At 47.0% G+C, this 25,203-nt stretch carries 19 protein-coding genes; 13 read left to right on the top strand and 6 right to left on the bottom strand.

The features are described from left to right. The first annotated feature begins 4 nt into the window (after positions 1 to 4). The 6 genes from glgB to C9I98_RS00795 all read left to right on the top strand — a co-directional run bounded on the left by glgB (position 5) and on the right by C9I98_RS00795 (position 8,715). A complete protein-coding gene (gene glgB, locus C9I98_RS00820; RefSeq protein WP_107271448.1) occupies positions 5 to 2,188 on the top strand; it encodes a 1,4-alpha-glucan branching protein GlgB in 2,184 nt (727 codons plus the stop codon). A gap of 396 nt (positions 2,189 to 2,584) precedes the next feature. After that, positions 2,585 to 3,484: a hypothetical protein gene (locus C9I98_RS00815; RefSeq protein ID WP_170111203.1), complete on the top strand. Its 900-nt coding sequence runs from the start codon at positions 2,585 to 2,587 to the stop codon at positions 3,482 to 3,484. Positions 3,485 to 3,498: 14 nt separating this feature from the next. Next, positions 3,499 to 4,686, top strand: a complete 1,188-nt coding sequence (locus tag C9I98_RS00810; protein ID WP_036827543.1) for a BamA/TamA family outer membrane protein — start codon at positions 3,499 to 3,501, stop codon at positions 4,684 to 4,686. A 5-nt stretch (positions 4,687 to 4,691) separates the two neighbouring features. Next, positions 4,692 to 5,951 carry a DUF4056 domain-containing protein gene (locus tag C9I98_RS00805; RefSeq protein WP_107271446.1) on the top strand — a complete coding sequence of 420 codons (1,260 nt, stop codon included), beginning with the start codon at positions 4,692 to 4,694 and terminating at the stop codon, positions 5,949 to 5,951. Continuing rightward, positions 5,944 to 6,921, top strand: coding sequence for a patatin-like phospholipase family protein (locus C9I98_RS00800; RefSeq protein WP_107271445.1), 978 nt, complete (start codon positions 5,944 to 5,946; stop codon positions 6,919 to 6,921). The genes C9I98_RS00805 and C9I98_RS00800 overlap by 8 nt, the downstream gene beginning before the upstream one ends. Positions 6,922 to 7,131: 210 nt before the next feature. Further along, a complete protein-coding gene (locus tag C9I98_RS00795; protein ID WP_036827266.1) occupies positions 7,132 to 8,715 on the top strand; it encodes a methyl-accepting chemotaxis protein in 1,584 nt (527 codons plus the stop codon). Between the two features lie 186 nt (positions 8,716 to 8,901). Here C9I98_RS00795 and C9I98_RS00790 read toward each other — a convergent pair whose 3' ends face one another. After that, positions 8,902 to 10,551, bottom strand: a complete 1,650-nt coding sequence (locus tag C9I98_RS00790; RefSeq protein WP_107271444.1) for an ABC-ATPase domain-containing protein — start codon at positions 10,549 to 10,551, stop codon at positions 8,902 to 8,904. Between the two features lie 259 nt (positions 10,552 to 10,810). Next, positions 10,811 to 12,760 carry a methyl-accepting chemotaxis protein gene (locus tag C9I98_RS00785; RefSeq protein WP_107271443.1) on the bottom strand — a complete coding sequence of 650 codons (1,950 nt, stop codon included), beginning with the start codon at positions 12,758 to 12,760 and terminating at the stop codon, positions 10,811 to 10,813. Positions 12,761 to 13,316: 556 nt separating this feature from the next. On the opposite strand from C9I98_RS00785, the gene C9I98_RS00780 reads away from it, so the two are divergent. Beyond that, positions 13,317 to 13,556: a hypothetical protein gene (locus C9I98_RS00780; protein WP_036819730.1), complete on the top strand. Its 240-nt coding sequence runs from the start codon at positions 13,317 to 13,319 to the stop codon at positions 13,554 to 13,556. A gap of 47 nt (positions 13,557 to 13,603) precedes the next feature. Here C9I98_RS00780 and C9I98_RS00775 read toward each other — a convergent pair whose 3' ends face one another. Genes C9I98_RS00775 through C9I98_RS00765 form a run of 3 tightly spaced genes read right to left on the bottom strand, consistent with a single transcriptional unit; the run spans position 13,604 to position 15,979 of the window. Beyond that, positions 13,604 to 14,941: an ATP-binding protein gene (locus C9I98_RS00775; RefSeq protein ID WP_036819733.1), complete on the bottom strand. Its 1,338-nt coding sequence runs from the start codon at positions 14,939 to 14,941 to the stop codon at positions 13,604 to 13,606. Further along, positions 14,931 to 15,590, bottom strand: coding sequence for a response regulator transcription factor (locus C9I98_RS00770; protein ID WP_036819736.1), 660 nt, complete (start codon positions 15,588 to 15,590; stop codon positions 14,931 to 14,933). The genes C9I98_RS00775 and C9I98_RS00770 overlap by 11 nt, the downstream gene beginning before the upstream one ends. Then, the gene (locus C9I98_RS00765) at positions 15,587 to 15,979 is read right to left on the bottom strand and encodes a PepSY domain-containing protein (protein WP_036819739.1); all 393 of its coding nucleotides are present in this window, start codon (positions 15,977 to 15,979) and stop codon (positions 15,587 to 15,589) included. The genes C9I98_RS00770 and C9I98_RS00765 overlap by 4 nt, the downstream gene beginning before the upstream one ends. A 161-nt stretch (positions 15,980 to 16,140) precedes the next feature. Here C9I98_RS00765 and C9I98_RS00760 point away from each other — a divergent pair, with 161 nt between their 5' ends. Continuing rightward, the gene (locus C9I98_RS00760; protein ID WP_107271442.1) at positions 16,141 to 18,030 is read left to right on the top strand and encodes a methyl-accepting chemotaxis protein; all 1,890 of its coding nucleotides are present in this window, start codon (positions 16,141 to 16,143) and stop codon (positions 18,028 to 18,030) included. A 74-nt stretch (positions 18,031 to 18,104) separates the two neighbouring features. Here C9I98_RS00760 and C9I98_RS00755 read toward each other — a convergent pair whose 3' ends face one another. Further along, positions 18,105 to 19,070: a DNA ligase gene (locus C9I98_RS00755; RefSeq protein WP_245907061.1), complete on the bottom strand. Its 966-nt coding sequence runs from the start codon at positions 19,068 to 19,070 to the stop codon at positions 18,105 to 18,107. Positions 19,071 to 19,293: 223 nt separating this feature from the next. On the opposite strand from C9I98_RS00755, the gene C9I98_RS00750 reads away from it, so the two are divergent. From C9I98_RS00750 to C9I98_RS00730, 5 genes are all read left to right on the top strand, one after another. Continuing rightward, the gene (locus tag C9I98_RS00750; protein WP_107271441.1) at positions 19,294 to 20,361 is read left to right on the top strand and encodes a PTS sugar transporter subunit IIC; all 1,068 of its coding nucleotides are present in this window, start codon (positions 19,294 to 19,296) and stop codon (positions 20,359 to 20,361) included. Positions 20,362 to 20,489: 128 nt separating this feature from the next. Beyond that, positions 20,490 to 21,152 carry a hypothetical protein gene (locus tag C9I98_RS00745; RefSeq protein WP_036829032.1) on the top strand — a complete coding sequence of 221 codons (663 nt, stop codon included), beginning with the start codon at positions 20,490 to 20,492 and terminating at the stop codon, positions 21,150 to 21,152. A 120-nt stretch (positions 21,153 to 21,272) separates the two neighbouring features. Then, complete coding sequence (locus C9I98_RS00740; RefSeq protein ID WP_036824833.1) at positions 21,273 to 21,683, top strand: GNAT family N-acetyltransferase; 411 nt, start codon at positions 21,273 to 21,275, stop codon at positions 21,681 to 21,683. A gap of 535 nt (positions 21,684 to 22,218) precedes the next feature. Next, positions 22,219 to 23,382, top strand: coding sequence for a glycoside hydrolase family protein (locus C9I98_RS00735; protein WP_051902327.1), 1,164 nt, complete (start codon positions 22,219 to 22,221; stop codon positions 23,380 to 23,382). A gap of 11 nt (positions 23,383 to 23,393) precedes the next feature. Next, the gene (locus C9I98_RS00730) at positions 23,394 to 25,154 is read left to right on the top strand and encodes a sodium:solute symporter family transporter (RefSeq protein WP_036824831.1); all 1,761 of its coding nucleotides are present in this window, start codon (positions 23,394 to 23,396) and stop codon (positions 25,152 to 25,154) included. Positions 25,155 to 25,203: the final 49 nt, after the last annotated feature.

Here is a 25,203-nt window from a genome sequence, read left to right as displayed (position 1 = left end):
TGCGTTGGACACATTGAAAGTGACCCGCAGTGATAAGGAATACATGCAGCTCGAAAGGGCTGCATTTTCAGACCCATTTTCATTTTTAGGCCCGCAATATCAGTCCCAAGATGCTGCACTCCGTGTGTATCTGCCTGGGGCTGACCATGTTGTAGCAATTACTGAAAACGGTGAGCGTTTTACCCTCGGCCGCGAAGGAGATAGCGGTTTTATTCTTGAGGGTGACACCGATTTTACCACTGCACTATATCAACTAAACGTTTCTTGGCCGCAAGGTGAGCAGACGTTCTACGACCCATACCAATTCCACAACTTGGTTCAATCCTACGATGCACTGAAAGACCCGTCGCAAATGCACAGCGAAATGGGTGCTCAGCTCATCACATTGAACCGCGGCAGCCAGCCGATTTCAGGTGTACGCTTTCTTATTTTTGCACCCCATGCTGCTGCCGTAAGTGTCGTTGGCCATTTCAATGCTTGGGACGGTCGCCGTCACCCAATGCAGCGTTTGGACGATGGGCTATGGGGCTTGTTTGTACCTGAACTAGAAGCCGACGAGTTGTATAAGTTCGAACTGAAAGACAGCAACGGCGAAGGGCTACCGCACAAGGCAGATCCATGGGGCTACTACTCTGAGCAGTACCCGTCGTTTGCATCGAAGGTATATGACCAAAGCCGCTACCAGTGGAATGATAGCCAGTGGCAGAGCCGTCCGGTAACGCCAAAGCACCAGCAAGCACTTTCGTTCTATGAGTTGCATGCCGGATCTTGGAAGCTGAACGAGCAGGGCGAGTTCCTCAACTACCGTGAGCTGGCGGATGAGCTAGTCCCGTACCTTACTGAAATGGGTTACACCCACGTTGAGTTAATGCCGGTATCGGAGCACCCGTTCTTTGGCTCTTGGGGTTACCAGCCGATTGGCCTGTTCTCGCCAACAAGCCGCTACGGTTCGCCAGATGATTTCAAATACTTCGTCGATAAGTGCCACCAAGCCAATCTTGGTGTGGTACTGGACTGGGTGCCTGCGCACTTTCCGTCGGACGATCACGGCTTGGCAGACTTTGACGGTACGTCATTGTTTAATGATCCGGATCCTCGTCGTGGTTGGCACCAAGATTGGCAGAGCTACATTTACGACTATGGCCGTGATCATGTTCGCCGCTTCCTAGTATCGAACGCACTATTCTGGTTCGAGCATTACCACATTGACGGCCTGCGTGTTGATGCCGTGGCATCCATGCTGTACTTGGATTACTCCCGCGAGCATGACCAGTGGATCCCGAACCACGAAGGCGGCAATGTCAACTTCGATGCGGCGAGCCTGTTGCGTTGGATGAACGAAGAAGTGTACCGTCTGTACCCGAATGCAATGACCATTGCTGAGGAGTCAACGGCGTACCCTGGTGTCACTAAGCCAACAGACATGGGTGGCTTGGGCTTCGGCTTCAAGTGGAACATGGGTTGGATGCACGATAGCCTTTCTTATATTAAGGAAGAGTCGGTACACCGTAAGTACCACCACGATACGATCACCTTCCCAATGGTGTATGCCTTTAGCGAGAACTATGTGCTGTCTCTGTCCCACGATGAGGTAGTGTACGGTAAAGGTTCTTTGCTTGATAAAATGCCGGGTGATGAGTGGCAGAAAACAGCCAATTTGCGTGCTTACATGGGTTACATGTATGGGCAGCCGGGTAAGAAGCTGAACTTTATGGGTGCAGAGATTGCACAAAGTGCAGAGTGGGCGCATGAAGGGCAGTTGGAATGGCACTGGCTGCAATACCCACGTCATAGCGGTATGCAGGCATTGGTGAAAGACTTGAACCACCTTTACACTTCCGAGCCTGCAATGCATGAGCAAGATTGCGACCCTGCTGGCTTTGAGTGGCGGGTACAAGATGATGCTGAAAACAGCATTCTTGCCCACGAGCGTATTGCGCTAAATGGTGACAAGGTACTCGTAGTATCTAACTTCACACCAGTACCACGACAGGGCTATACCTTGGGCGTCCCTACCGCAGGTGAATATGAGCTGTTGCTCAATACCGACGATAGCAAGTACTGGGGTAGCGGTGCAGAGGTTAAATCGGTAATCAAGACCGAAGCGGTTGAAGCCCACGGGCTAGAGCAGTCCATTAGCCTTGATCTTCCTCCTCTCTCGACGGTGTTCATGCGATATAAAGGCTAACAATTTTAAGCTTTTTATTTAAATGAAAACCCATCGCTTATTAAGTGGTGGGTTTTTTGTTTTTATCTCGTCTTTTTTGGCTTACCGACGTCTAATGAACTGTGAATTATCACTTTGAATCGACATTTTGCGAGAAAGCTTAATGTGTGCTTAATGGCATAGTGAAAACCGAGATATGGGTCGCATAAAAGCTTAAAATTGCCTACTGGTCAAACCATCGTTAGATCTATATTATTCACGCCCCAGATATATCTATTAGGCATTTTGGATAAGCATAAATAGAGTTGTGCTTATTAGCACGCCAGTTAAATTAAGTGCCCATTAAGATATGTGATGTGATTATTTACGGGAGATGAAACCAAGGAAGGTGTCGTATTAAATGACAGAGATATTATTTTGAAGAAGACAGCTTTACTGCTCATAGCAGGCATTTTTGCACCGCTTACATTTGCACAGCAATCCTTTTTTCCCATCTGGGGCGATGAAGCAGAAAAGCTAGGCTACACACTCCCTAAGCCATATGGCTTTTCAATCTCATACATGGATATGAGTAACCCTATTACGGTTAACAGCATTGATTTAACTGGCCACCCAGTATTGGAAGCCATAGATGTTGATGCGAATCAAGCTGATTTTAAAGGCTCAAACATTACATTACGTGGCGATGTGTGGGTTTTTCCGTTTCTTAACGTTTACGGCATCATTGGTTATACCCAAGGCCAGAGTAAGGCCAGAATCAATTCAGTGAGCTGTGATCGCGGAGCAGTAAACGGCATTGTCAATAATGCCTTGTGCTCTGCAATCGATCAGGTAGGGAGCAATTTACCGGACAATGCCATGTTCACCTTGGATATGGATGGTGGCACCTATGGCATTGGTACCACCATCGCAGGTGGGGTGGGGAATTGGTTTGCACTACTCGACATGAATTACACCTACACCAGCATTTCCGCGATTGACGGCAACATTAAAACCTTTGTGGCAGCCCCCCGTGTCGGCCACCGTTGGGAATACGATGGAGGGCGTGAATTGCGCGTGTTTGTCGGCGCCATGTATCAGGATGTCGAACAGTACCTATCTGGCGATCTGAAGAGTTTAGGGTTACCGTCCGAGCTTGCTAAGGCTGTTGATGCCCTTGCGCCAGATGCAGGGTTTGAGGTGAGCCAGAGTGCTGAAGAGAAGTGGAACGGTGTCGTGGGCTTCCAATATGCCTTCAACCGTGACTGGGATATTTTGATGGAGGCTGGGTTTGGCCAACGTGAAACCCTCTTCTTTGCCTTAGGTCGTCGATTCTAACAATTTAATAAACAATGAAAAAAATACTTCTTTTAGTTTGCTTGGTTTTGTCTGGTGCCAGTTTCGCCCAGCAGGCCGAGCAAGGGCGCGTTCAGCAGGATCCAGAATTGACCGCGTACCAACGTTACCAACAGTGGCTCGATGGTATGCTGCTTGAGTTGGGAGCGGATGGCGATTTTAACCCTGAAAAGGGGATCGATTGGAGCGTGATGCCGGGGCCGTTCTATACCCCGGAGAAAAAGTTCGGTATTGGTGTCTCGGCGGTGGGTTTATACATGCCCGATATCAAGGATACGGTTTCGCAGCCAAGCTCCATCAGCCTTAATGGTTTTGGTTCGATAAATGGTGCCTACGGTGTCGCGATACGTAATGCCAACTACCTAAAGAATGACAAATACCGCTTGTTCGTCGATGCCGAGTTAATGGACTCACCGGACATCTTTTACGGCGTCGGGGTTGACGCTGGTATGAATAACGAGCGTGTTGACTATAACCGCCGGACTTATTCAGGCTCGGTAACGGGCATGGTGCGGGTACTGCCATACACCTATCTTGGTATGGGGTTCGAACTTTCCCGTCACGAAGCGTCGAACGTTGAACAAGCGCAGACAAGCACCCCGTGGATCGGGGCAGATATTGCCAACTTCCCTGAGACTCAGCGCAATGTTGGCGGGATGGTTAGCCTGACGTATGACTCCCGGGACTTTGCCCTGAATGCGTCAAAAGGGCGTTTGATTCAGCTTGAATACCACAACTTCAATACAGCATTGAGCTCAGACAATGACTTTGAGCGGGTGAGCCTGAACTACAGCGACTATCACTCCTTGTCTGCTATCCCGGGTGTTCTTGCCTGGCAAGCCCGGATCGAATCTAACTTCGGTGATGTGAATTGGGACCAAATGGCATTGCTCGGTGGCGCCGATGCACTGCGCGGTTATGAGCAAGGCCATTACCGTGACAGGAATATGCTTATTTCCCAAGCGGAGTATCGCCAACCCTTATCAGGCCGCCATGGCATGGTGTATTGGGTTGGTGCCGGTACGCTGGCGGAAGAGTTTGACCAGCTGGGCGACGAGAAATGGCTTTACTCGGTGGGGGTAGGCTATCGCTTTGAAATCAAGCAGCGCGTCAACCTACGTTTGGATATGGGCTTTGGCAACGATCAAAGTGGTTTTTACTTTGCAATCAATGAAGCGTTTTAACTGATATGAGCCGTACTTTATTACGACCGCTTTATGCGGTTGCGCTACTCACCTTGGTGTCTGGGTGTACGTCCAATACGTGGCAGACCCATGCAGTGCCAAGCAATGCGGAAGTGGCTGACATGCTGGCGGGTGGCCAACCGGTAAGCCAACCATGGCAGCTGGATGAAGCAAGCTACCCGCAGTTTACCGTGCCGCAGAATGTGCGGCCGTGCTGTGCCTTTGGCGATATGCAAAAGGTAAAGTTAGGCCCTGTCCCGGTGCCATTTTTCCGCTTGAATAACGTTGTTGGCCTGAGTGATATTGGTCCGCACAAATTCGCCAGTGGTATTTACCACTACACGCCATCATCTTCGTCGGTGCTGGATCATGGGGGGAGTGAAAATAACGGTATTCTGTACACCAAGCAAGGTGGGTTTATCGATCTCGCCCATGTACGCGACACCGCCGATGACACCATTGGCTTGTTCTTCGAAATTTTGGCTAACTTGGGTAAGGCCCATCGCATTGAGTTGCCAGCCGAGCTTGGACCTCGCTACATTGAAATGAAGGCCTTCGATGTATCGGCGTTGAATGATGAGCAGAAGTGGTCGGTTGCGGCGCATTTGGCGGCGCGTTTGGCTTACTTTAAAGCTGAATCTCATGAGATTGCGCAGTGGCATGGTTACACCAGTTTTTCTGGTTGGCCAGAAACCATTTCTGCTTACTCGCTGGAAGATCTTTACTCCAACATGCTGGGGGCGAAGATTGTACTTAACTTGATCCAGCAGCGTAAGGTGCTGAGTGAAGTGGAATACAATCAGAATGTAAGCTTATGGTTGAATGCAAGTTTGCAAGAGTTGGGCATTGTCGATAAGGCGCAAGCGAAAGAGGTGCTTGCCGCAGTCGATGGCAAATGGTGGAGTTCGCAGGCGTCTATTCCAAGCAAGTACATGGTATTAAAGCGCCATTACGATCTGGGCGATCAACAAACACCGCACCTGCTGACACCTGAGTTATTGGGCGATCAGTTTGCGCACTTACAGCCATTGGCACGATCGTCAGCAACCGTCATTTCGCTGCCTGCCTATGCGGAATCACTAGAGCTGGATCAAGTCGCTAAGTTGGTGCTGGAAATTGAGCCGCGTTATGCAGCGACATTTAGCCATATCCCAGCGCAGATTTGGTCTGATCGTATTGATCACACAGAATTTCCAATGATTGCTCAATATGCTGAGCAGCAAGACAGCAAAGATCTTGAAGCACTAGGAGTTGGTAATGACTAGTCTGGTTATAAAAAGTCTGGTTATGAAAAGTATCACCATAAAAACTAAGCCTCACCGTCTCATTACCTTATTGATGCTCGTTGGCTTATACGGTTGCTCAACCGTGAATGAATACGACGACCTTACCGCGGTAGACATTGCCATGATGCCAACGGCAGAAGCTGCGCAAGTCGAGCAAGTTAGTTCTCTAAGCACGGATAACCCCAAGCTGGCTATTGCTTTCGGCGGTGGTGCTTCTCGCGGCATGATGCACCTTGGGGTCATGAAAGCGCTGGAAGAAGCGGGTATTAAGGCTGATATCGTTACCGGTACATCGGTGGGCTCCATTGCAGCCGCGCTATATAGTAGTCATGAATATCATGATGTTGAGCGCAAGATGTTCGAGTTTGCTGAGCGTGAGATAGTCGATATTAACCTTTCGCGCAAAGGGTTGATAAAAGGCAAAGCCTTGGCGAAGTGGGTGAACAAGCACACGGGCTATGACGATATCAGTGATCTGCCTGTCACTACCGGTATCGTTGCGACGAATTTGACGCAACAGAAAGCGGTGATGTTCACTGCAGGCGATATTGGTGAAGCGGTACAAACGTCATCAAGTGTACCTGGGGTTTTCGTCCCTATTTACCATAACGAAGATATCCTTGTGGATGGGGGCGTGTTGTCATTGGTGCCGGTTTACGCAGCTCGACAGCTCGGTGCCGATATCGTCATTGCGGTTGATGTGTTCTGCAGCTTGCCGCCACCGCTAAAATACACCGCGGTAGATACCATGGCGAATACCTTCTGGATGCAAAGTTGCATAGCGACCAAAGAAGAGATTGATAGTGCGGATATCGTACTGGCCCCTGTCTCGCCTGATCCGAGCCTTGTGAACTTTGGCGGTTCAGTTGAGCGTACTGCCGCAATGAATGTTGGCTACGAGGCCATGAAACAGGCATTGCCAGCACTCAAGGCTAAATTGGGTCAATGATGGGTCAGTAAAAAGCAACATTGTTTACCAGCATGATTAAAACGACGAGGCATTGACCTCGTCGTTTTTTATTTAATCTCTCATCGTTATTTAATATAAATCAAGTTGATGATTTGGAATGAATGTCACAATAGCTCGCGGCGAGTAGCAATAAGTTGCTCGTAAAAGCATCTTTCATTTGAACTGGTATAAAAATAACAAGTGACAATAATGACAGTTGAAAATACATCTTTTAAGAATACGTCGGCCCAAGGACGGGAAGTCGAGTATTCCGCTTCTCTAAATTTAATCTCAACCACGGATCCTACCAGCACCATAACCTACGCCAACAATCACTTTTGTGATGTAGCGGGCTACAACAGCCAAGAATTGACCGATAATCCCCACAATATCGTTAGGCACCCTGATATGCCTAAAGCTGCGTTTGCCCAGCTTTGGCAGTATGTAAAACAGGGGAAAAGTTGGATGGGGCTGGTTAAAAACAAGTGTAAAGACGGAAATTACTATTGGGTTTCTGCTTTTGTTACGCCAATTTTAGATAGCAATGGCCAAGTCGTAGAATACCAATCGGTTCGTAGTCGCCCCAACAAGGATGAAGTTAATCGCGCTGAAACCGCCTACCAGGCACTTGAGCAGGGTAAAGCAGGTACTCAGCGTTTTCGATTCAAGTGCGGAGTGCTCGTTAATACGACGATCACTCTCGCAACACTATGCGCTTTGTATAATGCTGTCACTTCAGCCTCGGTTATTTCCATGGTTGCTGCCGCGTTGTTGTTTGTGGGGCTGGCGGTTAATAGCTATGGCCAAAAACGCTTATCCGTTGTCACAACATTGGCCCAAGAGGCTTATGACAACAAGCTGATGGAGCCTATCTATACCGGTAAGCTGGATGATTATTCTGGCATCGAATTGGCTTTAAGAATGCGACAGGCCGAGCTGCGTGCAATTGTTGGGCGAGCAAGTGAAACCTCAGCCGATATCCTACTTTCAGCCGAGGATGAGTTCGCCAATGCCCAGCAGGTGAAAACTAACTTGCAACAGCAGACGCTGGCGACGGAACAGGTTGGTGTAGCCATTGATCAGATGTCGGCAACCGTGAAGGAAGTGGCTGATAATGCGACGAATGCCTCGGAGATGACCGTGAAGGCGCAGAATGTTGCCAACAGTGGCCAGATAAGGGTTGAAGAGACCATTTCGTCGGTGAGTGCGTTGCATAAAGAGCTAGACGATTCAAAACAAGTGATTAATGCGCTTTCTGAAAGTAGCCGCCAAATTGAAGGTATTCTTGATGTGATTGGCACCATTGCCGATCAAACCAATTTGTTGGCGCTAAATGCAGCCATTGAAGCCGCGCGTGCCGGTGAGGCGGGCAGAGGTTTTGCTGTGGTGGCGGATGAAGTACGTTCATTGGCGCAAAAGACCCAGTCATCAACCGGTGAAATCCATAAAATGATTTCCGAACTGCAAGATATTGCGGGTCGTGCAGTGGCAGCTGTTGAACGTGGCGGTGAGCAATCGGAGCATTGCCGTCAGCAGGCGTTGATGATGGGCGAGCAGCTTCAAGAAATAAACCATGTGTTGGATGATGTGACTGATAGCAGTTTGCAAATTGCGGCGGCAGTAGAACAGCAAGCTGGCGTGAGTGCCAATATTGCTGAGCATATCCAAAAGATTAACCAACTTGCGGGCAAAACAGCTGAAACCAGTGATACCTCCGTCGATAACACCTGTAGGCTGGTGGAGCGATTGGAAGGACTACAAAGGCTGATGGAGCAATTTCAGCGGCGGCATTGATCCTGTAAATAATACTGATACCAACTTTACCAATTTTCTACCCATTTACTAGCTACCTAAAACAATGGCTGGCTGATGATGCAAAAAGCCCACAGTACTTAATGTGCTGTGGGCTTTACTATATAGGCTTCGCTATGAATGCTTAACGCATTTAGCGAGCTAACCTTACGGGTCAGTCTAAGTTGATTATTTGAACTCAGCCTTGCGCATACGGTTCAGTACCGCCATTACCTCAATCACGCGAGGCTTAGCAATATCACCATAGTTAGGCATAGCGCGGAACCAGTCACCATTAGCAAGCATCATATTGAAAGCTTTGCTTGGTGTTTTTTCCCAACCTTTGCCTTGTGCTAGTTGGAACCACAACCAACCAATAGCATGTAACTGGCTTGAATCAGCGACTTGCTCCAAGGCTTGCAAATCAACAAACTCACGGCCGAATCGCATCGATGTCTTGCTCTTAACTTGAATACGGAACTTACCGTCTTCTAGCAAGGTTTTTAGTGCTGCACGGTTTAACTTTCGGGTACGTGGTCGAGTGATCACTTCTGTCCCTTCGAGCTGACGGCGGGTAGGGTGGGAGGCTACTACCTCTTTCGCTTTCGCAGTAACGTCAATGGCCTGGTAGTTGTGCATCTGAATAACCGTGTCGGCAACATCCAGGTAGTCGCCAGAGCCGCCCATCACTAGCAATACCGACAGGTTCAGCTGATCACGAAGTAATGAGATGCGGTCTACCAACGGTGTGATAGGCTCATCGTTCTTGGTAATCAATGCCTGCATGCGCTCATCGCGGATCATGAAGTTTGACGCAGAGGTATCTTCGTCAATCAATAGGGCATTAGCCCCTGCTTCGATAGATTCCTGCAGCCAAGATGCCTGGGACGTTGAACCCGATGCGTTTTGGGTAGCAAACATGCTGGTGTCTTTACCCATAGGCAGGTTGCTGATGTAAGGTGTCAGGTCAACATTGTGAACGCAGCGACCGTCTTCAGCACGGATCTTCGAGGCTGTTTCGTCGGCAACGATGTACTCTCGGCCATCACCTGGTACGTGGTCGTACACAGAGCTTTCAATCGCATTCAATAGGGTAGACTTACCGTGGAAGCCACCACCAACAATCATGGTGATGCCTTTCGGGATACCCATGCCGCGAACCTTGCCTTTGTGCGGTGCTTCAAGTTCGACAGCCAGGTTTTCAGGGCTCACAAACGGTATAGCATCAGCCATTGGCAAATCGCTGTTACCCGCTAAACGTGGCAAGATACTTTCGTCAGCCACAAAGGCCATGAGGTTCTTGCCGGCCAGCTGCTTGCGAAGGGCTACCTGATCTTCAACCGTTTCACAGTGACGTTTCAGCTCATCCATTGGCAGTTCGCGTGCGATGGTGGCACGGCGAATGATTTTTGGCATGGTAAAGGTCAGCAGGTTTGCGGTTTTCTTCGCGATAATCGTACGGCCATCAGATGGCAGGTCGACGCGAAAGCGAAGCTCAAGGGCATCATCATCGAAAACAACGGCAGTACGATCTAGGATAGTTTGACCCGGACGATCAATCTGGATTTCATTCACCTGCTGGGCCAGCTCAGCAAATTGACGGGCAATAAAGTCACGGGCTGCGCGCTGGTAGTCTTCAGATTGGTCTTTTAGCCACTCAAGATCCGTTAGCGACCACTTGCGGCGAGCACGCACACGTGATGCCGGCGCGAAAGGGTCTGCTTGAGTAATATCAATGAAAAAATCGAAGTCAACGAAGTGATACTCACCGCGAAGGCTTGAGTAGCTGCGGTAGTTGTGACGATCAATTTTTTGTAATTTTGCTTCGAGTAGTTGCATGTTGCCTCGATATCTTCATTGTAAATCCGGGAGCGGATTCTACACCAAACCCCATCATTAAGCATATAAAGTTTACAGCTTAGAACCACTTATTTCACTGTTGTGAAAGGCAATGAGGGGGAAGGGGAACGGGCCAAGTAAAAGAATAAGCTCAAAGCAGAAGTTAAGATGGAAAAAAGGCGCTGAAATTATCAGCGCCTTGAGGCTATATCGTGTTGAGTATCAATCGAAGGCTGATACAGCTATTTCCGGCGAGAAGCTATAGCGAGAAACGACCAAGTTGTTGCTTCTGAGTCTCAGACATCTCAGACAGGTGGTTACTTGCTTGTGCTGTTTGACCAATACCCGCAACATTCTGGCTGATGATTTCATCAATGGTTGCAACGTTTTCGCTAATAGCCGCAATCGCACGATTTTGCTCGTTTGCTGCACTTGCCATTTCGCTGTTGTTTTGTGAAATCAGCTCGATAGCCGTTGAAATATTCTCAAGCTGCTGGTTGGTACGCTCACTCATTTCAGTTGTTGACGTTACCATGTCTAGACATTGAGTGACCGATTCAACCACATCATTTGATTTGCCTTGCAGCATATCGATAATGCTCTGGATGTTTTGCGTTGATTCTTGCGTTTTCGCCGCAAGCATACGCACTTCATCAGCAACTACGGCAAATCCACGACCAGACTCACCTGCACGCGCTGCTTCAATAGCTGCGTTTAGTGCCAGTAGGTTGGTTTGCTCAGAGATGTTCTCGATAACGGTGATGACTTCACTGATGCTGTCAGTTTGATCTTTGAGCGAAGTGACAACTGCAGACGTGTTGTTCAACTGGCTACCCAGCTCGTGGCTTAGTCGAGCACTTTCGTGAGCGGTATTAGAGCCTTCGTGGGTGATTTTCAATGCTTCGCGCGCACTGTCATCGGCTTGGTTTGCTGACGCATCGACTTGGGTTGCACTTGATGAAAGCTCGGTCACTGCTGATGCAATAAGCTCAACCTGGGCTTTTTGATCGTTAGCATTCGCTTCGCTTTGGGTCATGACGGCGGCAAGTTCAGTTGATGCCGAAGAAACTTCATCGCCCACTTTGCTTAGTTGGGTAACGATATTACGTAGCGAGTCGATAGTTGTGTCGGTATTGGCACACAGTTGGCCGATTTCATTGTTAGATTGAACACCCGTTGTCACATTGAGTCGACCTTTGGCTAGCTCTTGCATCACGTCTTGAAGCTTGCTGATGCTCACAAGAATAACATTGGCGATGATCCAACCGAAGGCAATCGATACGACAAGGCAAACAAGTAGCGCACTAATTAGCGTTTGGGTGCTGTTACCGATCAGGTTGGTACTGTCAGTTGCCAGTGCTTCCGTTTTCTCGTTGATCAGCTCTGCTAGGTCATACAGTGCAATCCGAATATCAGCGCCTTGCTGCGATAATTGCGCTTCTTGTTTGTTAATTTCAAGTGCGGTATCAACAATGTCGCTAGTTACTGCTAGGTAGTGCTTAAGCTCTTCACCCAAGATACGGTTTGCGATTGGGTTCCCCAGTTGGTTTAGTGTTGAAGTCATCACTGCCATTTCGTCATGGAACATTTGCAGGCGTTCTTCACTGAAACTGGTGTAAACAATACTTAAGTGGGTTTGAACTCGGATAGCGCTGTCGAACAGTGCAGCACGGGCTTTACGCCATGCGGCTTTTTCTTCGTAGATTTGTTCACTATCAAGAACTTCAACGTTGGTGTCATTAATTACGTCAGAAATCCAAGGCAGCGACATGTACAGACGTTCGTTTTCTTGGTTGAGTGTATTTGAACGGCTGATACCTTGCCCATAGCTGCTCAGGATACCTTCAATATTACGAATGATCGCACCATGCTCTGTGGTGTAGGCACTGCTTTTGGCTGCAGCCGATAGTAAAGATTGGATTTCTTGGTTATATGATTGGTATGAAGATTCCACTTCATCCCAAGGCATGATTTTACCTAGGCCACGAATGACATCCATGCGTAAGCGGTACATTTGACGCTGAGCTTCGACAATTTGCATGTTGTAGCTAATGCTATCGTCTGTCAGGGATGTATTTTGTTCTGCTTGTTTAAGACTGCCCATTACCATCCAAGATGCACCGGCAAAAAGGATTAGTGCGAAAAAGATGGGCAGTAATATCTGCACCTTTAGCGAAATATTGCCTAACCATTGGCCGAGACTTTTCAAATCTTACTCCTGTATTTGGATCTGACATAAAATATATGAGTTATTAATACCAATTCAGAACTTATCGCAGAAAACATGCCTAAAAGTGATGAATTATCGGTATTTATTGAGAGCGGCATTTTACCCATAATCTTTAGCGCTTGAATCGACCAATAGGAGCTATAAGTCAGGGTTATATATTCAATTTATATAAAAAAGCTAAAATTGGGTTATTAAATAAACAATTTTGTGTGTGAGTGCTTTTGCGATGTAGGAGGGTGGTATACAAATTGTTCAAATATCACACTGTGATGTATGTAAGTTGTTCACTTTAACTGTTATCTGTACACATGTGTCTGGCTAATCAGTTCCAACAAATAAATACAGATAAATTAATGATGAAACACTTTATTACATCTATCCAATTAACATATTCCTGCATTTTTATGGTGAATGTATTTTGTGCTGGAGAGCCACTGCGTGTTGAAAACGGATGGGCTGCGACCTAAGTCTAATTGCAGGCATAGGGTATTTACGCTTGAATCTAGCTAAATAGAGAGCGGTAAGGATGATATCTATGTTAGCCACAGGAATGTTTACGCTTCAAATGGCACTGTTGGTTGTTGGTCTTGCTATGGTTGGGGCGAGTATCGCCCAGTATGGCAAACGCACGCATGACTGGGCGGGTGTTGTGAAGATGTTTTATAAGCGAGTCGAAATGACGACCTCAGAGTACAAAAGTTACCGCTTAGGGGTGGCATTGTTTGTACTTGGTGTTGTGGTTCGTATTGTTAACTTAACGTTTTGGCCGGTCTAACCTTGTTTTGATTAAGTTAAGCCGAGCATCGCTATTCGAGAGGTGCTTTATTCTCTAGGTAAGGGCAAGGTTAATTCGGCACAAAGGCCACCCAATGCACTTCTCGATAGCTTTAGATCACCTCGATAACTGTGGGCCAATTCACTCACAATGTTTAGCCCTAACCCGGTGCCCGGGGTCGTCTCATCTAATCGGACTCCGCGCTGGATCACAGACTCGTAGGCATCATCACTAATGCCGGGCCCATCATCTTCAATGATTAGCTTGATGCTTTGCTGATCACTTTCTTTTTGGTGCACTCGCACTAAGTTGTTCGCCCATTTGTAGCCGTTTTCGATTAGGTTGCCGACAATTTCGTCGAGGTCCCTTTTCTCAATTGCCACCATGAGTTCGCTATCTAGCTCGTTAACCAACACAACATCACGATGGGCGTAAACTTTATCCATCGCCATCGAGATGGCATCAACTCTCTGGCTCGGTGCGGTTTTCGCGGCCAGGATATTGGCCGCGCCAGCCATGCGGGCGCGGCCGAGGTGGTATTCAATTTGCTGTTGGAGCTGCGCGAGGGTTGGTTGAAGCTTCGCTTGAGCCTCCTGTGGTAACTCGGCGACTTCATTATTTAGCACCGCAATGGGGGTTTTTAGCGCATGGGACAAGTTACCAGCATGGTTGCGGGCACGGTCAAGGATTTCTTGGTAATGGAATAGCAAAGCGTTGAGATCATCCACTACCGGGCGGATCTCTTTTGGATACTGACCTGAAAGCTCGTTTTGCTCACCGTTGCGTACTTGTTTTAGCTTTTGTTGCAGGCGACGCAATGGCCAAAGCGACCAGCTAACCTGTAGCCAAATGAGTATTAAGATCCCGCCTGACATGATTCCCAGTATGAACCAGAAGCTTTTTGTCAGTTGTTTTAGTGTACCTAGCAGATGTTCTTGGCTAGCTGCGACAGTCAGCTCGATGGGCTCATCTACCTCGGGCAGGAAGAATTGCCGCTTAACCGTAATTAGCGATTGTTCATTTGGACCAAGATAGCCTTTATCTTCATTCCCCGTGATTTGCGTGTCCCAAAGTGAACGGGAACGAATTTGGGTATTACCTACATTCAGGCTCCAGTATAGGCCGCTGTATGGTTGCTGAAAGCGCGGGTTCGATAGTTGTTGGGGGAGGGCTAGTTTGCCTTCGCTATCTACATCTGCGACTGCGGTTAGCTCGTCAAGGTATAAGTAGAGGCGCTGCTGTTCTTGCTCTACAAGGTAATCTTTAATGAAGGTTGGGACGATATAGCCAGCAGCAAGGGTGATCAACAACAGCCACACTGATGAGGCAATCAGTAGGTGGCTGCGTAAACTTGAGTGGGTGGTGAGCTGTGGCTTATTCGGCATTAATGCGATACCCAAGACCACGAACGGTTTTGATCACATCGCTGCCAATTTTACGGCGGATGCGGCCAATAAATACTTCGATGGTGTTGGAATCTCGGTCAAAGTCTTGCTTATAGATATGCTCAACCAACTCGGTACGTGAAATCACTTTATCGGCATTGTGCATCATGTAAGAAATTACCTTGAACTCCAATGCGGTTAGTTCAATGTTCTCACCATTATGCATCACTTTAGATGTACGGGTATCTAGGCTTAGCCCACCGATTTGGATAACAGGGGACGCATTTCCGGTTGAGCGGCGAAGTTGTGCACGTAGGCGAGCAACCAACTCAACCATTTGAAACGGTTTGGTCAGGTAATCATCAGCACCGGCATTTAAGCCCTCAACACGTTGGGTCAGTTCATTCCTGGCGCTAAGAATAATGACTGGTGTCGAGACATTTTCATCGCGGATCCCTTTCAATACCGTTAAGCCGTCAAGCTTTGGCAAGCCGAGATCAAGCACGATGCCGTCCCAAGGCTCTGACGTCGCACGGTATAAGGCATCGATACCATCGCAGGATAACTCAGCTACCCATCCATTGTTTTCTAACCCCGCGACAATTTGTTCGCCAAGTGTGACTTCATCTTCTACGACAAGAATTTTCATTCAGATACCTTGATTACGTTCTCTAGCCCGCGACCTTTAATTTCAACAATGGTGAGGGTCTTGGCTTCATAGTCTACTTTTACAATGTTGTTGTTAGGGTCGATGAGTTTTAATTCATAAATCCAGACGTCATCGTCTTCTTCTAATTCAACTCGAATAATTCGACCATTTAATTGCTTAGCAACAACCTTCTGTAGCTCGGAGTAGGGTTGGATCAGCCCTTGCTGTACAGCATGCATCACATCATCGTGGTCTTCTTCGATTTCAACTTCAATGCTACCTTGGGGGAGGTCGAGCATCTTATCTTGGTCATGATGATGAGCTTGCGCATTATTGATGAGCAAGAGTGACAATATGATGGCAATAGGGAGAGTACTGATCTTATTCATAACGATAATTGTAATGCATTGTTGATGAACCGAAAATGAATTTGATTGTTTATAAAATGCTCAGTTGATGTGTAGCACATATAAAATTTATTCTTGATCACAAAGTGACTAATACCTTATCACTATAATCTGCGTAAAAATAAAGCATTACAAGGATTATTATGCAGTTATCTCTGAAAGCGAAACTACTTCTTTCTAGTTTCGCCGCGATTTCCATTACTGCTGTTGCGCTAGGTGGTTTTTCATACCAATCAATGAAAACTCAAGCATGGCAGTCTATTCAAAGTGAAAGTACCAACACATCGATTGCGGTAACCAAGGGCATTGGTGATTGGCTTAGTGATAAGCAATCAGCAATTACTGGTATGGCAAATACGATGCGCTATAGCGTGTCACCGGATATTGTTGGTCACCTGAAGCAAACCCATACGTCGGGTAACTTTAGTTTAAGTTTTTACGGTAACCAGCAAGGTGAAATGTATCGTCAAGATCCATCGCTGAACCGTGCGGGTTATGACCCTCGTACCCGAGGTTGGTATAAGGAAGCACAAGCAGCGCGCAGTGCGATTGTGACTGCGCCTTATATGAGCCATACCATGCAGACGCTGGTTGTAACATTGGCTGAACCCGTAATGAAAGGGGGCTCATTGGCAGGTGTGGTTGGTGCTGACTTGGCACTGGGTGATCTGATGGAAGATGTGTTGAACGTCCCTGTATTGGGCAACGGCTATGCGATGTTGCTGGATATGGGTAATCAGGTAGTGGTAGCGCACCCTAACGAGAAGTTCCAGCTTAAACCTATTTCTGAGCTGGGGATCACCGTGCAAGCCTTGCAGGGTGAGATAAACGGCGGTGATGGCTTCTTCTTCAGTGATTTCGATGGCCAAGACCGTGCGGTAGCTGTTCAGGTGGTGCCGGGCTCGGGCTGGGCTGTTGTGATGGTAATGGACCAAGCAACCCTAGAAGCACCCATTGTTGAGTCTCTGCTTGACCAGCTAATGATTGGCTTCGTTATTTTGGTGATTGTTTGTGGCTTCATTGGCTGGTTGGTTACCCGCCAGTTGCGCGAACTGAACAAAGTGTCTTTGGCTTTGGCTGATATTGCCAATGGTGAAGGTGACCTTACTGTACGCATTGATGTGAATACCCAAGATGAAGTAGGCAAGCTTGCTGAGAACTTTAACCAGTTTGTGGCGCGCCAGCATGTGATGGCTAGTAAGCTGCGTGATATCACCATTGAGTTGAACCGTAGCGCTGCAGATGCAGCTGCCTCGGCGACTCAACGTAGCCATAATATCCGTCAGCAGCAAGATGAGATCACCATGGTGGCCACTGCTGTGACCGAGATGGCAAGTGCAACCCAAGAAATTGCTGGTAACGCTGAAAATACCGCTAAAACCGCGGAACAAGCAGTGACGCTGACGGCAGCTGGCCATGGTCAGGTCGGTCAAAGCCAGCAATCGATCGGTAACCTTGCGGGCGAAGTTGATAGTGCCGTTGGCATTATTGAAGATCTGAACGAGCACGCGCTGAAGATCAGTATGATCCTGGCAACAATTCGTGATATTGCGGAGCAAACCAACCTGTTGGCACTAAATGCGGCGATTGAGGCAGCACGTGCGGGTGAACAGGGGCGTGGCTTTGCCGTGGTTGCAGATGAAGTACGTGTGCTATCTCAGCGTACCCATACATCAACTGAAGAAATTCAAACCATGATTGAGACGCTGCAGTCAACGACCAAGCAAGCGGTATCGGTGATGAATGATAGCCATAAGCTAGCAGAAACAAGCGTACATGATGTTGATGGCGCGGGCGAAAGTATCAATAACATTGCCAGCGAAATTAATGTGATCAGTGATATGGCGACTCAAATCGCATCAGCTGCGGAAGAGCAATCAAGTGTGACTGCCGAAATTAGCCGTAATACTGAAGGTGTTCAAGAAGTGGCAAACCAAATGGCAGTTGAAGCCCAAGAAGCGGCTCAACAAGCTGAGAGTTTGAAGTCATTGGCTGACCAACTAGAACTAGAAGTGAAGCGCTATAAGCTGTAATTCTCGCTTATAATGCCGATTTCAGCCGCCCCATTTGGGGCGGCTTTTTTATGCCTTTATCGCTTTGATAGTATTCAGGACTCCGGCGTTTCCCGCATGCGCATGTATCTGGCGAAGCGGGGAATACCACTGTCGGTGTATCCGTTGTAGCGATATTGAATGATGCTGCCGAGCGGGGGAGGGGATTGCCTGTCCTCGTCACTAAATCCTGAGCCGATTTTAAATTTGATGTTATTCGCGGTTAACACCCAGACTGCCCCCATTTTCCCCTGGTACTTGCCTTGCCCCTCGCTATACCCAACCACCGTTGCTTCACTATCTTGGTAACTTTTTAGCTTGAATAACCGCTGGCTGGTTCCTGCTTGGTATCGGTTATCTTGATGGTGAAGCATGACCCCTTCGCCACCGTTTGATTCTATTTGGTTAAGTTGTTTGCTTAGTGAATCAAGGCTGGCAACTTTAGTATGAGGGATCAGTGCTAGGTAATGGGGAGCAGGGTTAGTGCTGGTGATCATATCTATATTCTTAGCAAGGACTTGATAACGCGTTTCGAATCCGCCTTCAATTGACGGTGAATCAAACACTTGAAATTTAACTTTCCGCCATTGCTGGTGGTTTGGGGTATCGTCTAGCACGATGCGGCTCGCTTGTTGAAACTGGCCTCGACCAAGCCAGAGTTCGCCTTCTAATGCTATGTTTGGCGGAAAGCTTTGGGTAAACCACTTGGGCGCATGAATGAGGTTTCCTCTACGTGTCAGTAGTTGCTTACCATCCCAGTGGGCACGAATACCATCCAATTTTTCGCTGACTAAGTACATATGAATATCATTAAGGTGACCGTCAACTTCTCCCAGTTCAGTGGCAGAGAGTGAGGATGACTGCATGACGACTGGTGCAGAGCCCGCTTGGCCATGAAATGGGCTTAGCAGTATGACAATCAGCCCAGCAAGGCGGCTTATTTTCATCTTAGGTTGGCTAGAGCAATGAATGTTTGCTGCCGCTTCCACCGAAGCTGCTGAAAGTAAGTGATTTCGTATCATGGCTTATGGTCGCTTTGTAAGTAGTTACTAGCAACGCTGGCATCGAAAATGATGAGAGTAAACCGTCTGTCTGTAATACGATACTTTATTGGGAATATGTTTGAAGAAATATGTAATTGAGCAAAGACTAAGGCTCGTTAGGTGCGAGAGAGTGCTTGGTTGTTGCATAGGGCTACGTTAGAATTCTGCTCTTCAGCTTGCTAGCATATTATTAAAACGATTTATGTCTTCTACACAACCTTCATCACTTGCTGTTCGTTTAAGTGACTTTTTAGCACGTAAACATATCCAGATTTCAGCCAAAACCTATTTTATCCATGCCATGAGTTTTATGGCTCTTGGTCTGTTTTCATCTTTATTAATTGGCTCAATCCTTAACACGATTGGCATTAAATTTGGCATTCCGCTTTTTACCGATACTCTATGGCCGCTCGCAAAACAAATGACGGGGCCAGCCATTGCTGTTGCGGTTGCGTATGCGTTGAAAGCGCCAGCATTAGTCATGTTCTCCGTCACTACCGTAGGCGCAGCCGGAGCTGCACTTGGTGGGCCTGTCGGGGCGTTTGTTGCTGCAATCATCGCGACCGAATTTGGTAAGTTTGTCGCCAATGAAACCAAGGTCGACATTCTGGTTACTCCGGCGGTAACTGTCATTTCCGGTGTTGCTGTAGGGAGCTTTATCGGGCCATACATTGGCGGCATGATGACATCATTGGGTGATGTCATTATGTATTCCACCCAGTTGCAGCCGCTACTAATGGGCATGCTGGTTGCTGTGTTGATGGGAATGGCACTGACCTTACCTATCAGTAGTGCTGCTATTGCAATTATGCTGAGCTTGAATGGTCTGGCTGCTGGCGCAGCAACCGTCGGGTGTTGTGCGCAAATGGTTGGCTTTGCTGTAATGAGCTTCAGGGAAAACCGCTGGGCTGGTGTTTTTGCCCAAGGTTTAGGTACATCGATGCTGCAAATGCCAAATATCATTAAGAATCGCAAAATATGGCTCCCGACGATTCTCACCTCCGCCATTCTTGGGCCCATTTCAACAGTCGTTTTTAAAATGGAAAATACGCCATTGGGCGCGGGCATGGGCACATCCGGACTTGTCGGGCAGATTCAGTCTTTTGTCGCAATGGAAACAAGCGGTTGGCAGACAAATGATATTTATCTCACCATCTTATTAATGCACCTTGTGCTACCAGCTTTGTTAACATTACTGTTTTCGGAAATCATGAGAAAGCTGGGTTGGATCAAATCAGGTGATCTTACCCTGAACTTATCAAGTCGCTAACTACTGTTTTATCGACATTTTTGATATAACCATGACATAGCATTCAGGTTTAGGTGTAGCATCGTGATAGGGGCAAAACTTGCCTTGTATCATCGTTGTTGCATGACCGACTTAAGTGGAAGATAGATATGAGATCTTGGAAAGTTTCTTTAGTTGCTGGACTCGTTATTGGTGGTTTATTGGCAACAGCGGTATGGAATCGCAACCCCGGCCCGAGCCAAGAAGAATACGACGCATTAGTGCAGAAAAATGCTGTGCTGGTGGAGCAAAAACAAGCCGAGCAAGCCCGTTTCGAGCAGCTTGAGACTCAGTCAGCCATTGATCTTCAGGAAATGACGCTGAAGCTTGAAGAAAAGCAAGCAGAGCTGGAAAAGCAAAAAGCGGATTTCGAGAAGAAACTTGCGGGTATGAAGAAAGAGCAGAAGACCTTGGTGGTTGAAACTAAAAAGTTAGATACCAAAGTGGTCGAGCTGAAAACAACAGCAGAGCAGCAGAAAGTGGTGCTCGATAATTCCAAAGAACTTTACCAGCAGCAACTGCGTTTGCAAAAAGATGTAGAAAAAGCCAAGAAAGCCGTGACTGAGGCTGAAGGCGTTGCGGGCGAATTCAAGCAAGCTTGTGATGAATTCAAGTCGGGTACTAGCTGGAACTGGGTATCACAAGCGGACTGTGATAAATACGAAGCCAAACTTGATATTGTTGATGAGAAGCAAGCCCAGCTTGTCGCGCTGGAGTCTGAGCTTGAAGCGCTAAACAAGAAAATTGAGATTGAAGTGCCGAAGGCAAATTAATCTTAACTTTTAAATGGTTTAGAAAAACGGAAGCAACGTGGTTGCTTCCGTTTTTTTATAACTGTTTATTTATACAGTGCTAATGTGTATGCTTCAGTTTTCCACCAGGAGTAGTAGACCATGACCATCAAATACCAAGAAAAAGTACCTAGCCCTAGAGAGTTTTGCGAGATGCGTGTTAAAGCAGGCTTATCGCCTAAATCTTTGAAAGCGGCGATGATAGCATTGCCTAACAGTCTATACGGAGTTTCCATCAGAGATGGAGAAACGTTAGTCGCTATGGGGCGGGTTGTAGGTGATGGAGCATGTAATTTTGAAGTTGTTGATGTTGCCGTAGATCCTCGTTATCAGGGGAGAGGGCTTGGCAGAGAAGTGATGGAATATATCGATAACTATTTATCTTCAGTTGCCCTAGAAGGCTCTTATGTATCAATGATTGCAGATGAGCCTGTCTTTTATGAAAAGCTAGGGTACAGGTTAGTCTCTCCTGCCAGTCAAGGGATGACGAAAAAGTTTAAACCGAATAGTTAGGTGGTAGCCTGTTCTAAAACTTACCAGGCATTAAAAAGTAATCAACCATGACTTGTTTCTTGTGTGAGGTTGTTTCTTGGTGAGAAACCGAGTGATGAGCCACGGCGGCTAGTGTTTTTATCCGCCTTCTTTCTCTTCTTTTTTCCGCTCTTCTGCCATTAACTTATCTTCTAGCTATTCTTGGTAAAGCTTATAGGTATTTCATACGTACTATTCACTCACCTTGTCATTTTTATGGGTGTCAATGTAAGTCACTGTTTTTATTGTCATCATGTGTGCAATGACTTGATATTTAAGGCTTTTTAGAGTGCTACTTTTCATTTTTCCTGGGAGTGCTAACGATGTTGATAGATCTCACAGATCTACCAATTACTATCGTTGAGTAAGCGTTTTGTTTCTTTTTCTTCATTATCTGTGACTTTTGCACATTGTTTCTCTTTGAGGAAAAAACAATAATCAGGGCGAGAAATAATATCATCACAAGAAACGTTTCTTGGGGTGTGAGATTTATCCTGAGTGTGACAAGAGTAACGACATGATAGATGAGAAGATGTACCCAGAAACACGGTATGAGCATCAAGAGTTTCAAAACCACCTGTTGAAAGTGGTGGATTTCACCAAAGGCAATATAAGAAAAATAGGTATCAATAACCCTAAGATTGGCACAGCAGATAACCAGTGGCTTTACTGTGGCCCTTCTGACTGGGTGTCATCATTTTGGACTGGTCAACTTTGGTTGTGTTATCAGCTGACTGGCGAAGAGGAATTCAAGAATAGCGCTAACTTCAGAAAGGCATACTTCAAAGAGATGATAGCGAACCCAGATTGGCATGACCATGATTTAGGGTTCCAGTTTTCTTTGAGTTGTGTTGCTGGGCACATGCTGACAGAAGATGAAGAGTACCGTCAAATGGCAATCGAGGCCGCGCACAGTCTATATCTGCGCTTCCGTCGTATTGGCAAATACATTGTGGCGTGGAATGAAACCCATATCCTGGGACCAGAAAAAACTCAGGGTAAGACAATCATTGACTCACTTCAGAACACAGCCTTGATGTTTTGGGCGTCACAGCAGACGGGGTCTGACTTGCTTAAACAAGCGGCTATCGATCATTCAGAAACACTCGCTAAGCATATTGTGCGAGATGACTTCTCGACTTTCCATACGTTTAATTTTGACCCACTGACGCAAGCACCAATCAAAGGCGAAACTTTCCAAGGGTACGCCGACGATTCATGCTGGGCGCGTGGACAGTCTTGGGCGATTCATGGCTTTGCCCAAACTTACGCATATACTGGTGATAAGAAGTTCTTAGAACTTGCGAAAAAGCTTTCGTATTTTGCTATGGAACACTTAAAAGATGACCCTGTACCAATTTGGGACTATCGATTACCAGAATCTGAGCCGCAGTACAAAGACAGCTCTGCCGGGGCTGTAACAGCAGCAGGTTTCTTACTGATTGCAAGTCTATGCGAAGACGAAAAGGAGCGTGACTTTTTCGAGCAGTGGGGAATGCACTTAGTGAAAGGTTTGATGGATCAATGTGATTTAACAGATAGCAGTGAAGCTTTAGGTGTCTTGAAAAATGGTGCATCATTTGTCGCACGCGATATGTGCGATAACATGTTGCCATACGGAGATTACTACTACTTAGAAGCCTTGATGAGAATCTGTGGTCATAAACGTTATTTCTGGTAAAGGGGGTAAAAATGGTTTCTTCGTATGATTTAGGCGCCATCGTTTTTTATTTCATCTTTATGGTTCTGCTTGGGCTTGTTTTTCGTAAGCAAGTGTCTAATACCAGTGAGTACTTCCGCGGGGGCGGTAAGATGGTCTGGTGGATGGGCGGTGCCAGTGCATTTATGACCACGTTCAGTGCCTGGACATTCACAGGTGCGGCCGGCAAGGCATATATTGATGGCTTTGCTGTGGTTTGGCTCTTCGTATTTAACATCGTGGGCTATTTACTGTGTGCGCGTATTTTCGCACCCCGTTTTCGCCAAATGGATGTAGTGACCCCGATGGAGGCGATTCGCCAACGTTTTGGTGCCAAGACTGAGCGTTTCTATACAACCATCTATACCGTAACGGGATTGATGGGCGGGGCGATTACGCTTTACGCTGTATCTATCTTCATTTCGGCGGTATTGGGCTGGGATATTCAATTTTCGATAATCATTACCGGCTTAGCGGTTGTCCTGATGACGGTGACCGGTGGCTCGTGGGCGGTGGTATCGAGTGATTTCCTGCAGGCGATGCTTATCGTAGGGATCAGTATTGTAACCTTCATCGCTGTTTTGAATAATGTGGATAGTGTTGAGACCATTACTTCACATTGGGAAGGGGACACCCTTTGGACAGGGATGGGGATTGAAATCCACGAAGTATTCCTACTGTGGGTTGGTGCAATCTTGATTCAGCGTGTGATTGATATGAATAACATCGGTCAGTCGGTACGCTTCCTATGTGTGAAAGACTCTGCTCATGCTCGCAAAGCCGCATACTTTACTGCTGCATTGTTTGCGATGGGTAGCATCATGTGGTTCTTGCCGCCGATGTGGGCAGCAGGCTCGCTAGGGCCATTGAGTGAGATGTACCCGCAGCTCGGTGATAAGGCAAATCAGGCAGCTTATCTATCTGTTGTACAGACTTTGCTTCCGGCAGGTATGGTTGGCCTTGTGGTTTCGGCAATGTTTGCTGCAACCATGTCGACACTGGACTCCCGTATTAATTTCGTAACGGCTTCTTTTATTAAGTCTATTTATAAGCCAATCCTTAATAAGAAAGCGACAGAGGCACAAGAATTAAGGGCAAGTAAAATTGCTACCGCTGTGATGGGGCTGATTGTTATTGGCTGTGCGTTATTCTTGAATGAACTACGTGGCATCAGCCTGTTTTCAATGATGATTTTGTTTGCAGGTTTGGTAAACATTCCAATGATGATCCCTCAAACATTCTGTATGTTTGTAAAACGTGTCCCTGACTGGGCAGGTTGGGCAACAGTTATCTTTGGCTTCTGTGTGAGTATTATCAGTAACAATGTATTTAATGCTCAATGGGTATCAGAAACCATCGCTGTACCAATGACAGGCCGTGAGCTTGGTGACTTGGGCGTAGTGATCACCCAGTTTATGCACGCGATACTGACGGTAGGCTTTTTCTTCGCGACGATGCTGTTCTACAAAGAACCTGTTGGCGAGCGTAAAGAGCAGGTTGAGTTGTTCTTCAGAAACCAGAGCACACCGATTGTTTCGCCAAATGGGATGGAGCAGTCAGATGTGATGCAGTTTACAGTGCTTGGTCGCTTAACACTGGTCTTTGGTGGCGTTATTACCGCTTTCGCGGTGCTGCCAAATGAGAATAGTTTTTACTTTGCTATCTGTGGGCTATTCATCATGGTGGTTGGTGGGGCAATCTACTTCCAACGACGCAACGGTGTTACCACTAAAGTGACAAGTAAACTTGTTTAACCGTATTCTTTATTATTAAATTGAATGCTTAATAAAAAGCCAGCGTATG

Source organism: Photobacterium sanctipauli, assembly GCF_003026495.1.
In the GTDB taxonomy this organism is placed as follows: domain Bacteria; phylum Pseudomonadota; class Gammaproteobacteria; order Enterobacterales; family Vibrionaceae; genus Photobacterium; species Photobacterium sanctipauli.
This window is presented reverse-complemented; position numbering and strand designations above follow the sequence as displayed.

Coding starts and splice junctions, on each gene's coding strand:
- C9I98_RS00810 (WP_036827543.1), top strand. CDS start 3,499: ATGAAAAAAATACTTCTTTTAGTTTGCTTGGTTTTGTCTGGTGCCAGT.
- C9I98_RS00805 (WP_107271446.1), top strand. CDS start 4,692: ATGAGCCGTACTTTATTACGACCGCTTTATGCGGTTGCGCTACTCACC.
- C9I98_RS00800 (WP_107271445.1), top strand. CDS start 5,944: ATGACTAGTCTGGTTATAAAAAGTCTGGTTATGAAAAGTATCACCATA.
- C9I98_RS00795 (WP_036827266.1), top strand. CDS start 7,132: ATGACAGTTGAAAATACATCTTTTAAGAATACGTCGGCCCAAGGACGG.
- C9I98_RS00790 (WP_107271444.1), bottom strand. CDS start 10,551: ATGCAACTACTCGAAGCAAAATTACAAAAAATTGATCGTCACAACTAC.
- C9I98_RS00780 (WP_036819730.1), top strand. CDS start 13,317: ATGTTAGCCACAGGAATGTTTACGCTTCAAATGGCACTGTTGGTTGTT.
- C9I98_RS00775 (WP_036819733.1), bottom strand. CDS start 14,941: ATGCCGAATAAGCCACAGCTCACCACCCACTCAAGTTTACGCAGCCAC.
- C9I98_RS00770 (WP_036819736.1), bottom strand. CDS start 15,590: ATGAAAATTCTTGTCGTAGAAGATGAAGTCACACTTGGCGAACAAATT.
- C9I98_RS00765 (WP_036819739.1), bottom strand. CDS start 15,979: ATGAATAAGATCAGTACTCTCCCTATTGCCATCATATTGTCACTCTTG.
- C9I98_RS00760 (WP_107271442.1), top strand. CDS start 16,141: ATGCAGTTATCTCTGAAAGCGAAACTACTTCTTTCTAGTTTCGCCGCG.
- C9I98_RS00755 (WP_245907061.1), bottom strand. CDS start 19,070: ATGATACGAAATCACTTACTTTCAGCAGCTTCGGTGGAAGCGGCAGCA.
- C9I98_RS00750 (WP_107271441.1), top strand. CDS start 19,294: ATGTCTTCTACACAACCTTCATCACTTGCTGTTCGTTTAAGTGACTTT.
- C9I98_RS00745 (WP_036829032.1), top strand. CDS start 20,490: ATGAGATCTTGGAAAGTTTCTTTAGTTGCTGGACTCGTTATTGGTGGT.
- C9I98_RS00740 (WP_036824833.1), top strand. CDS start 21,273: ATGACCATCAAATACCAAGAAAAAGTACCTAGCCCTAGAGAGTTTTGC.
- C9I98_RS00735 (WP_051902327.1), top strand. CDS start 22,219: ATGATAGATGAGAAGATGTACCCAGAAACACGGTATGAGCATCAAGAG.
- C9I98_RS00730 (WP_036824831.1), top strand. CDS start 23,394: ATGGTTTCTTCGTATGATTTAGGCGCCATCGTTTTTTATTTCATCTTT.